Below are 9,004 nucleotides of genomic sequence, written 5' to 3'. Positions count from 1 at the left end.
CCTGAGAGATCGCAGATTGGCATTCTGGGGTACGCTGGCACTGATGCGCTGCGTCAGCTCTTCGCCCGCAGCGGCTCTCAGCGCGCTTCGAAACCGCGTGGCCAGCGAAACTGATCGACTAGAGCCGCAGATCTACGATGACGATGGCGACGATGAGGATGCCGTCGATCTCGAACCAGGAGCCAGCTTTGCCGCTGACCCGGCTCTTCTCTCGCTCATCGATCTGGCTGCAGGCTTGAATTCGGATTCCGATCCCAAACTGAACGCGCTGATCGACGCTCTAAAACCGCTCGTAAAGCAGGGCGCCAATCCGGTGGTCTTCTGCCGCTATCTTGCAACGGCTGACTATGTCCGGGACGGCTTGCGCCGTGCCTTCCCGAAGCTGACGATCGATGCCGTTACCGGTGTTCTGACGCCAGACGAGCGCCGTGATCGGGTCGCCGAGATGGCCGTCGGCGATGGCGAAAAGGGCAATCAGCGGCTTCTGGTTGCGACCGACTGTCTGTCGGAGGGCATCAACCTTCAGCAAATCTTCGATACGGTCATCCACTATGACCTGTGCTGGAATCCGACGCGACACCAGCAGCGCGAAGGCCGGGTGGATCGGTTCGGCCAACCCGCAGCGATCGTTCGCTCGATTATGATGTTTTCGCCGGACAGCGCCATCGACGGCGCTGTGCTCGAGGTGATCCTGCGCAAGGCCGCGGAAATTCGAAAGGTGACGGGCGTCACCGTGCCGCTACCGGATGAGCGCGGGCCAGTCACCGATGCCTTGATGGCCGCGATGATGCTGCGCCGGGGCGGGACGAAACAATTGGCACTCGACCTACGCCTTGATGACGGCACGAAGGCAATGGAGGCACGCTGGCGCGACGCTGCGGAAAACGAAAAGAAATCCCGTGCTCGCTTTGCCCAGAATTCGATGAAGCCGCAGGAGGTCGCACCTGAGTGGGAGAAGGTGCGTGATTTCCTGGGCTCGCCCCAGGATGCGCGCGCCTTTGTCGAGGCAGCAATGGCGCGCTTCGGCGTGCCTCTGGAAGCCAGGAAGTCACTGCTGCTAGCGCATGTCCACGGTCTTGACGCGGGCTTGCGCGAACGCCTTGAACAACACGATCTCAAAGGGTCGGTGCGGTTGGCCTTGACTGAGCCCGCGCCATCCGGTGTCACGCTACTCACCCGCACTCACCCTTTGACTGCAACCTTGGCCGAGTCGCTGGTTGAGGCCTCTCTCGATCCCGAACTCCTCGCGACTCTCGGCATCGGGCGCGTCGGCGCATGGCCGACGCAGGCCGTGGGAAAGCTCACGCGGCTCATCCTTCTTCGCATCCGGTTCAAACTGACGGTCCATGCACGAAAGGAGCGGTTGTTGCTGGCTGAGGAAGCTGCCGTTGTCGCGCTTCAGGGCGACAAGATCGTCGCGCTTGGTGAGGATGCGCGTAAGATGCTCAAGACGTCCGCCACTTCGGATCTCGCGCAGGCGGCACGAGAGCGCTTCATCGGCAAGGCACGTGAGGATTTACCTGCGCTGCTTCACGGCTCGTTGGCCGACTTCGCGAGGCAGCGAGCCGACGAGCTAATGCAGGACCATGCGCGCCTTCGCGCTGCGGCAGGGTCAGCCTCGCGCGTGACGGTCGATACCGTTCTTCCCCCCGACGTGATCGGCCTCTTCGTCCTGCTGCCGAGCGAGATGTAAGCCGTGGCGCGCAAACCCATCATAGACATGTCCGCCTGGCCTTCGCTGGGCCTCGAAGGCAGTCTGATCGCACCAGCCATGGTGGCACAGATCGCCGCACCGAAGGACGACGACGACACGCGCCAGTCCTACCGGATCCGCAAGGGCCTGACCATTCGTGAGGAAATCTCGACCGCTTTTCGCGTCGGCCAATCGCATTTCGACAGCTTCGCCAAGATTGCAAGTCCGTCGGCCGAGGCTACGCGGCGGTTCATCAAGACCTTCCTCCAGGAAACCTTCGGTTTCGACGACCTCGCCCCAGCGGATGGCGCTTTGTCGTTCATCGCGGGCGGGCGGGTGCCGATCGTGGTCGTTCCCCCCTCCGACGAGAAACTCGACCGGCGCAGCGCAACGCTGTCCACCGACCGTACACGCTCGCCCGCCTTCGCGCTTCAGGACCACCTGAACGAGCGTGACGAAACCCTCTGGGGCCTTGTCACCAACGGCACCTTGATCCGCCTGATGCGTGACAATGCATCGCTGACCCGCCCGGCCTTTATCGAGGCTGACCTTTCGCAGATCTTCACCAACGAGGATGCCGCCTCCTTCGCCGCCCTCTGGCTTCTCATCCACCGCACCCGCTTTGGCGCCGCAGGCCCGCCTGCCACCGATTGCGCGCTGGAACGCTGGCGCGATGCAGGGTCGAAGGAAGGCGAAGTCGCCCGTGATCGTCTGGCGCTTCAAGTTCAGATCGCCCTCAAGGTTCTGGGTTCTGGCTTTCTTGAAGCCAACCCTGACCTCGCCGCCAAGCTGAAGTCTGGCGAGGTCAACCTGACCACCTGGTTCAACGAACTCCTGCGCCTCGTCTACCGCCTGATCTTCCTGATGGTCGCCGAGGATCGCAATCTCCTGCATCCGGAAAAGGCCAGGCCTGACGCCCGCAAACTCTATGCTGAAGGCTACAGCCTCGCCGCCCTGCGTGCCCAATGTTACCGCGCCGCATCGTGGGACAAGCATCACGACCGCTACGAGGGCATCAAGATCGTATTCCGCGCGCTGGCTCATGGCCAAGACGCGCTGGCGCTTTCGGCCCTTGGCGGCCTTTTCGCCGACGACCGGCTGCCTCACCTCGAAACCGCCCGCTTGCGCAACCGCGCCTTCATGGAGGCGCTATACCGCCTGTCCTGGCTCGACCAGAAGACCGGCATGGTCCCCGTCAACTGGCGCGCGATGGAGACCGAGGAGCTGGGTTCCGTCTACGAATCCCTCCTCGAACTGCAGCCGCAGCTGAGCGATGACGGCAAGACCCTGCTCTTCGCGTCCGAGGCCGCCGAGCAGAAGGGCAACCAGCGCAAGACCACCGGTTCCTACTACACGCCCGACAGCCTCGTTCAGGCGCTGCTCGTCACARCACTCGACCCCGTGCTCGACAAGACCGAAACCGAGGCGGACGATCCCGCCAAGGCGCTGCTGAAACTCTCGGTCATCGACCCCGCCTGCGGCTCGGGCCACTTCCTGCTGGCCGCCGCCCGCCGCATCGCCACGCGGCTCGCGCGCATCCGCGCCGATGGCACCCCGTCGCTGGCCGATTTCCGCCACGCTCTGCGCGATGTCGCGCGGTCCTGCCTGCACGGGGTTGACCGCAACCCGATGGCGGTGGAGCTGACAAAGGTCGCGCTCTGGATCGAGACGGTGGATCCGGGCCTTCCCCTTGGCTTCTTCGACGCGCAGATCCGCTGCGGCGATGCGCTGCTTGGGGTCTTCGACCTGAAGGTCCTGCGGGACGGCATCCCCGATGCCGCCTACAAGCCGCTGACGGGCGACGACAGGGATACGGCGCGCTACTACCTCCAGGCCAACCGCGCCGCGACCTCGGGTCAGGGCGGGTTCGATTTCGGCACGGGGCAAGTTGCCATGCCAGAGATGAAGCCGCTGGCGCTGGATTTTTCGGGCTTCCGCGATCTGCCCGAGGATACGGTGGAACAGATCGGGGCCAAGGCCGCGCGGTTCAAGGAACTTCGCAAGGGTCAGGCTTTTGTTCGGGCGACGGCTGCCGCGAACCTTTATGTCGCCGCCTTCCTGCTGCCCAAGGTGGGCGGCGCACCGGCGGGGGCATCAAGCCGCACCGTGCCGACCACCGAAGAGCTGTGGATGGCCCTTAATCAGGGCAAGATCCGCAACTCGATGGCTGACGCGCCCAAGGCCGCCCGCCGCGTGCGGGCGTTCCATTGGCCACTGGAGTTCCCTGACATCATGGAGCGGGGCGGCTTCGACGTGGTGCTGGGCAACCCGCCATGGGACACGATGAGCCCGGACTACAAGGAGTTTTTCTCGGTCTACGATCCGAACATCCGCCACATGTCCCCCGAGGAACAAGAAGAAGCCTACGCCCGACTTCTGAGCAGCCCAGTCCTTGCGGCACAGTGGGAAAAGCACTGCGCCGATCTCTACGCGGCCGTCCATTTCATCAAGTCGAGTGGCCGATACCGACTGTTCGCCGACGGCAATCTCGGGAAGGGTGACTTCAACGTCTATCGAATGTTCGTCGAAACTGCCCTTGCGGCCACAAGGAAGGGCCGCGTGGCAGCCCAGTTCGTGCCTGAGGGCCTTTACAACGGGGCGAATGCGACCGCGATCCGGCGAGAACTGTTCACGGCTTTTCGCTTGGCGCATCTCGCCGGTTTCGAGAACACCAAAGGCATCTGGTTCGACAAGATCGACACACGAATGAAATTCTGCCTCTACGTCGCCTGGAAGGGCGGCAAGACCGAGCAGTTCAACGCGGCTTTCCGCGTGAACTCCACCCAGAAGCTGGCAGAGTTCATCGCCGGGGACGGGCTAAGTATACCAGTCTCCGTGGTTGAGGAGTTCTCGCCCGACGCGGTCGCGGTGATGGAATTTGCGGCACAGTCAGAAATTGACATCTGCGCCCGCATGTATGCCCTCTACCCGAAGTTCGGGACAGAAATCAAAGACCTGCCCTATCGACACTACATGCGCGAAGTGGACATGGGCACGGATCGTGGCCTCTTTTCGGAGGGCGGTGAAGGCCTGCCCGTATTCGAAGGGCGGATGATTGACGCCWACGACTATCGCGCGAAGGGATATGTGTCCGGACGCGGGCGGTCGGCTGTCTGGGAAGACTACCTATTCGGGTCATCGGCGAAGCGCATCCAGCCGCAATGGCGCATTTTCGAGGACAAGATCCCCGAGAAGCTGGGAGATCGGATCTATCGGTATAGGGCTGTGTTTGGTGACGTCGCCAGCCCGACGAATCAACGAGGCCTCATCGCCGGACTCCTGCCCGGAAGCGTCGTCAGCGGTCACACTGTGCCGACGATTGAGTTTTCTGGTGCTGGCATACAGTATCTCATGCTGTGGATTGGAGTTGCTAACTCGTTCACCATGGATTTCCTGGTCCGGACAAAAGTCTCCTTGCATTTGTCCTATACTATAATGGACAGCCTGCCGTTCCCACGCGATTTCGCGAATACCCCTTCAGCGGTAGCTATAGCGCGTCGTGTCTGTGCGCTTTGTGCCGTAGGTGACGAAATGGAGGCGTTTAGGGCGCAAGCGATAAAGGCGGGCATTCTTGAAGCGCCTGAAGCAGTCATAGAGGTGCCAGATCAGCGTGCGGTCGTTGCCGCAGAGATAGACGTTCTCGTGGCCCGCGACGTATTCGGCCAAGCGAAACAGGAAATGCTCTACATCTTGGATCCCGACAACATCCTCGGACCGGATTGCGGGGTCGAGACGTTCAAGGCACTGCGCAATGCCGAGCTTCGCGAGTTTAAGGAATTCCGGACCCAGCGGTTGATCCAGGAAGCATGGGATCGGGTGTGATGGGTTCAGCTTGCTGTGATGTACAGCCCTTCACCTGGAACCAGGCCCGCCGCGCCCTCCTGCGCGCCGATCTCGACGTCGTCTACTCCCGCGCCTATGGCCTGACCCGCGACAAGCAGCGCTGCATCCTCGACCCCGCCTACGTGAAGGGCCCCGACTACCCCTCGAAAACCTTCCGCGTCCTGAAGGAAAAGGAAATCCGCCACCACGGCGAATACTGCACCCGCCGCCTCGTCTTCGCCGCCTGGGACCGTATGGAAGCGGGTGGCGAATTCACGGCAATGGGGATGTAGGGTGACGCCGCTCGATCCGTCACTCATGGAGGCTGCAGAGCAGCATTTCTGCGACGCGTTCGTGACCTTTGGAGGGCCGGGCGATGACCTTGTGCGGCTCGCCCAAGACATTGCCATGGCTGGCAAGATGGCGGGTCTCTCGAAACAGGGCCGACGCAAACTGTTAGAGCACCTCTACGCATTCATCGACACAGTGGCCCAACGCGGTTTCGACCCGTTCTCGCAGGGTCAGCGGGTCGACGATCCTCCATCGCTGTTCGCGTCCGATAAACTTGGCGGACTGTTCAACATTGCCGCAAACGGTACCCTCCCGACCCAGGCCGATTTGTTCGACGCGTCGGAAGGTCAAACGCCGCATGAGCGTGCCCTGATCGAGCAGCTTATTGCCCGGCTTTACGACAGCAGCGACGCGATCCACGAGCTTTTTGCCTTCACCATTCGCCTGCGTGAGTTCGCGCCGTTCAACGCGATGCTGCTGCATATTCAGAAGCCGGGCCTCACGCATGCCGCGACCGCGCAAGACTGGTCCCAGCGCTTCGGCCGGGTGCCGAAACGGGGCGCCCGGCCGCTCTTGATCCTGCGCATCAAAGGCCCGGTCGACTTCGTCTTCGACATCCTCGATACCGAAGGGCGCGACGTTCCCGTCGATGCATTCGTATTCCCGACCTTTGGGAACCTGACTGACAATCGCTTGGCCGAGTTCCTGCGGGCCCTCAAGAAGGAACGGATCGACCTGGTTGCGCTGGATGCCGGAGATGGCCAGGCCGGCTGGATCCGGCTGCTGGCGATGTCCAACGCCAAGACCAGGAAAAACCTCTATCGGCTCGCCATCAACCGCAATCATCCGCCATCGACGCGCTTCGTCACGGTTGCTCACGAACTGGCACATCTGTTCCTCGGCCACCTCGGAGCCGATAACGGGCGGCGCGTTCCCGACCGAAGCGAGATACCGCATGCGCTGAAAGAGGTTGAGGCGGAAATGGCAGCTTATCTCGTAGCGATGAGGAACGGCCTGCAGCCGAAGAGCGAAAGCTATCTGGCGCATTACAAAGGGGCGTTTGGAGACCTGAACCTATACGCGGTCACCCGTGCAGCAAACGCCATCGAAACGGCGATGGGCATTTCGGCCCAGAAGCTTTGGAACGAGAAGGCGTGACTTGATGATTGAAACGCCGCAATCGTTCGTGGTCCGAGAGGAGTGCGACAAGGCTGCATGGCAGCACGGCTTTCGGCGACCATTTGGAGAGCAATCTGGTTGGGCGGCTTACGGCTCGACAAGCGCTCAGGGGACGATCTGGCTGGCGGMGGCAGGAATGCAGGGTCCGTGGTTTCTGGCGCTCGACCATCCCGGCGTCGAGGCCGAGTTGGGCCTTGTTCCGGCCCGCGTTAGTGGGCCCGGCCAAGCGCGGCATTCCTTCAACACGCTGAGCGCGCTCTATGCCGTGTTGCCACGGCTCTATCAGCTGGCGGCAAGCCTCCCCGACGCGCCGCTCCACGACTTTCAGGCGAAGGTTTCCGGGATGCCTCGAACAACCGAGGCTGAGCGACTCGTCGTCCAGCGCATCGGCCAGAGCGTTTTCCGCGCGAGCCTGATGGATTACTGGCAAGCTGGCTGCCCTCTGACAGGCATCACCGACCCCGCTCTCCTACGCGCCTCGCATATCGTGCCATGGGCGACATGCGGTAGCGACTCCGAGCGGCTGGACGTTCACAACGGCCTTTTGCTGTCAGCGCTCTGGGACGCCGCCTTCGACAGGGGCCTTGTCTCGTTCGATGATACAGGCGAGCCAATGTTCTCGCCGCGGTTGAGCGCCAAAGCTCAAGCCGAGCTTCGTTGGCATCAACCGGTACCGCTAACTGATGCGCATCGGAACAATCTTACTCGGCACAGGGCAGAGGTTTTTGACAGGGCCTCAGACTGTCCTTCTGACCAATTGTTCCAGTGAGTAAGCACCCCTGATCACACAGAATTGGCAATGACAGAACAAATCGATTTCAAGGCATGGTTGGAGCAGGGCGGCGCCCAAACGGAAGCTGGGCGCAATTCACGCGCTTACGCAATCCGAACCATTGAGCGCAATATTGCCGCGCTTGGCTTACCTTATCAGAACCTCCATCAGGTGTGGGAGACTGATCGGTTTGAAGCGCTTCGCGAGCGCCTGCGGAAAATGCGCGAAGATGCTCGCGCCGGTGGGCAGGATTATCGGATCCTTATGCCGGATTCAGACAATCCCCAAAATCGGCTTTCCAACTGGGGGAGTTGGCTAGGGCAGTATGGCCGATTTCTTGCCGGAGACCCTCCAGGAGCCGCAAAGGACGCTGATCGCATACGTCAGTACGTTCTAGAAAAGTATATCGAGCCAGCGCGGGAGGCCGGGCGCAACCACGTTGAGGTCCTCGTAAGCGATGTTAACGCCGCCCTTGGCCTGAAGGAGGCCTGGCCAAATATCTGCCAGGCCGTTGGAGGGCGGATGTTCCGAGATCTGGCGCACGTCCCTGAGCCAGAACGAATCGGAGCTGATCAAAGCTCAGCTACAGTCTTTCGTTTCGATCTCGACGGCGTCTCCGCGTTCACAAAATGGCCGCCCATTCGTCCTCTTTGACGGTGAAGGTACGCCGTTCCAGCCGGTCAGAAACTATAATCGCGCCACCGGTATCTCCGCATTCCGGATCAAGCCACGAGGAGCCGGTAACACAGCGAAGGAAGCGATCGAAACAGAAAATATCGTCGATGTCGCTAAAGCAATGCTCGTTGACGGGTTGGCATCTAGGGTCAAAGCAATTGCGGGTGGGGACGTGAATTACGTCACCTATGGTGGCGACAAGCTTGTTCGGTACGAGCTCGCTTCTGAAATCGCTCAAGCGATCGGCATACCACCACAAGGCCGCGTCCAAGGCACGGTCGGCATCGATGCAAACCGTGTAACACCAGCCGAAATTCAGATGAGAATGCCGACCATGAACCTCATTCTATACGGCCCGCCGGGTACGGGCAAAACCTTCGCCACCGCAGCCGAAGCTGTACGTCTGTGCGGCGAGCCGGTGCCCGAGGGGCGCGCGGAGTTGATGGCAATCTACCGGAAGCTCTTGGCCGCCGGACGCATAGAGTTCGTCACCTTTCACCAATCGATATCCTACGAGGATTTTATCGAGGGCCGGCAACCGATGACGGGGACGGAAGGAGACGAGGGGTCGC

6 protein-coding genes and 1 pseudogene are annotated in these 9,004 nt (G+C 61.5%); all 7 read left to right on the top strand.

The features are described 5' to 3' along the window. A partial coding sequence (locus tag AC1DVA_RS25410; protein WP_476807719.1) for a helicase-related protein occupies positions 1–1,693 on the top strand: 1,693 nt, incomplete at its 5' end. 3 nt (positions 1,694–1,696) lie between these two features. Further along, positions 1,697–5,515 carry an Eco57I restriction-modification methylase domain-containing protein gene (locus AC1DVA_RS25405; protein ID WP_476807718.1) on the top strand — a complete coding sequence of 1,273 codons (3,819 nt, stop codon included), beginning with the start codon at positions 1,697–1,699 and terminating at the stop codon, positions 5,513–5,515. Then, positions 5,515–5,808, top strand: coding sequence for a hypothetical protein (locus AC1DVA_RS25400; protein ID WP_476807717.1), 294 nt, complete (start codon positions 5,515–5,517; stop codon positions 5,806–5,808). The genes AC1DVA_RS25405 and AC1DVA_RS25400 overlap by 1 nt, the downstream gene beginning before the upstream one ends. Before the next feature lies 1 nt (position 5,809). Continuing rightward, complete coding sequence (locus AC1DVA_RS25395; RefSeq protein WP_476807716.1) at positions 5,810–6,964, top strand: ImmA/IrrE family metallo-endopeptidase; 1,155 nt, start codon at positions 5,810–5,812, stop codon at positions 6,962–6,964. 4 nt (positions 6,965–6,968) lie between these two features. Continuing rightward, positions 6,969–7,754, top strand: a complete 786-nt coding sequence (locus AC1DVA_RS25390) for an HNH endonuclease (protein WP_476807715.1) — start codon at positions 6,969–6,971, stop codon at positions 7,752–7,754. Between the two features lie 30 nt (positions 7,755–7,784). Further along, positions 7,785–8,411, top strand: coding sequence for a hypothetical protein (locus tag AC1DVA_RS25385; RefSeq protein ID WP_476807714.1), 627 nt, complete (start codon positions 7,785–7,787; stop codon positions 8,409–8,411). Between the two features lie 193 nt (positions 8,412–8,604). Continuing rightward, positions 8,605–9,004 (top strand): annotated as a pseudogene (locus tag AC1DVA_RS25380) (AAA family ATPase); the annotation flags it as partial.

This window comes from Allobosea sp. P4_C6, assembly GCF_056402015.1.
This window is presented reverse-complemented; position numbering and strand designations above follow the sequence as displayed.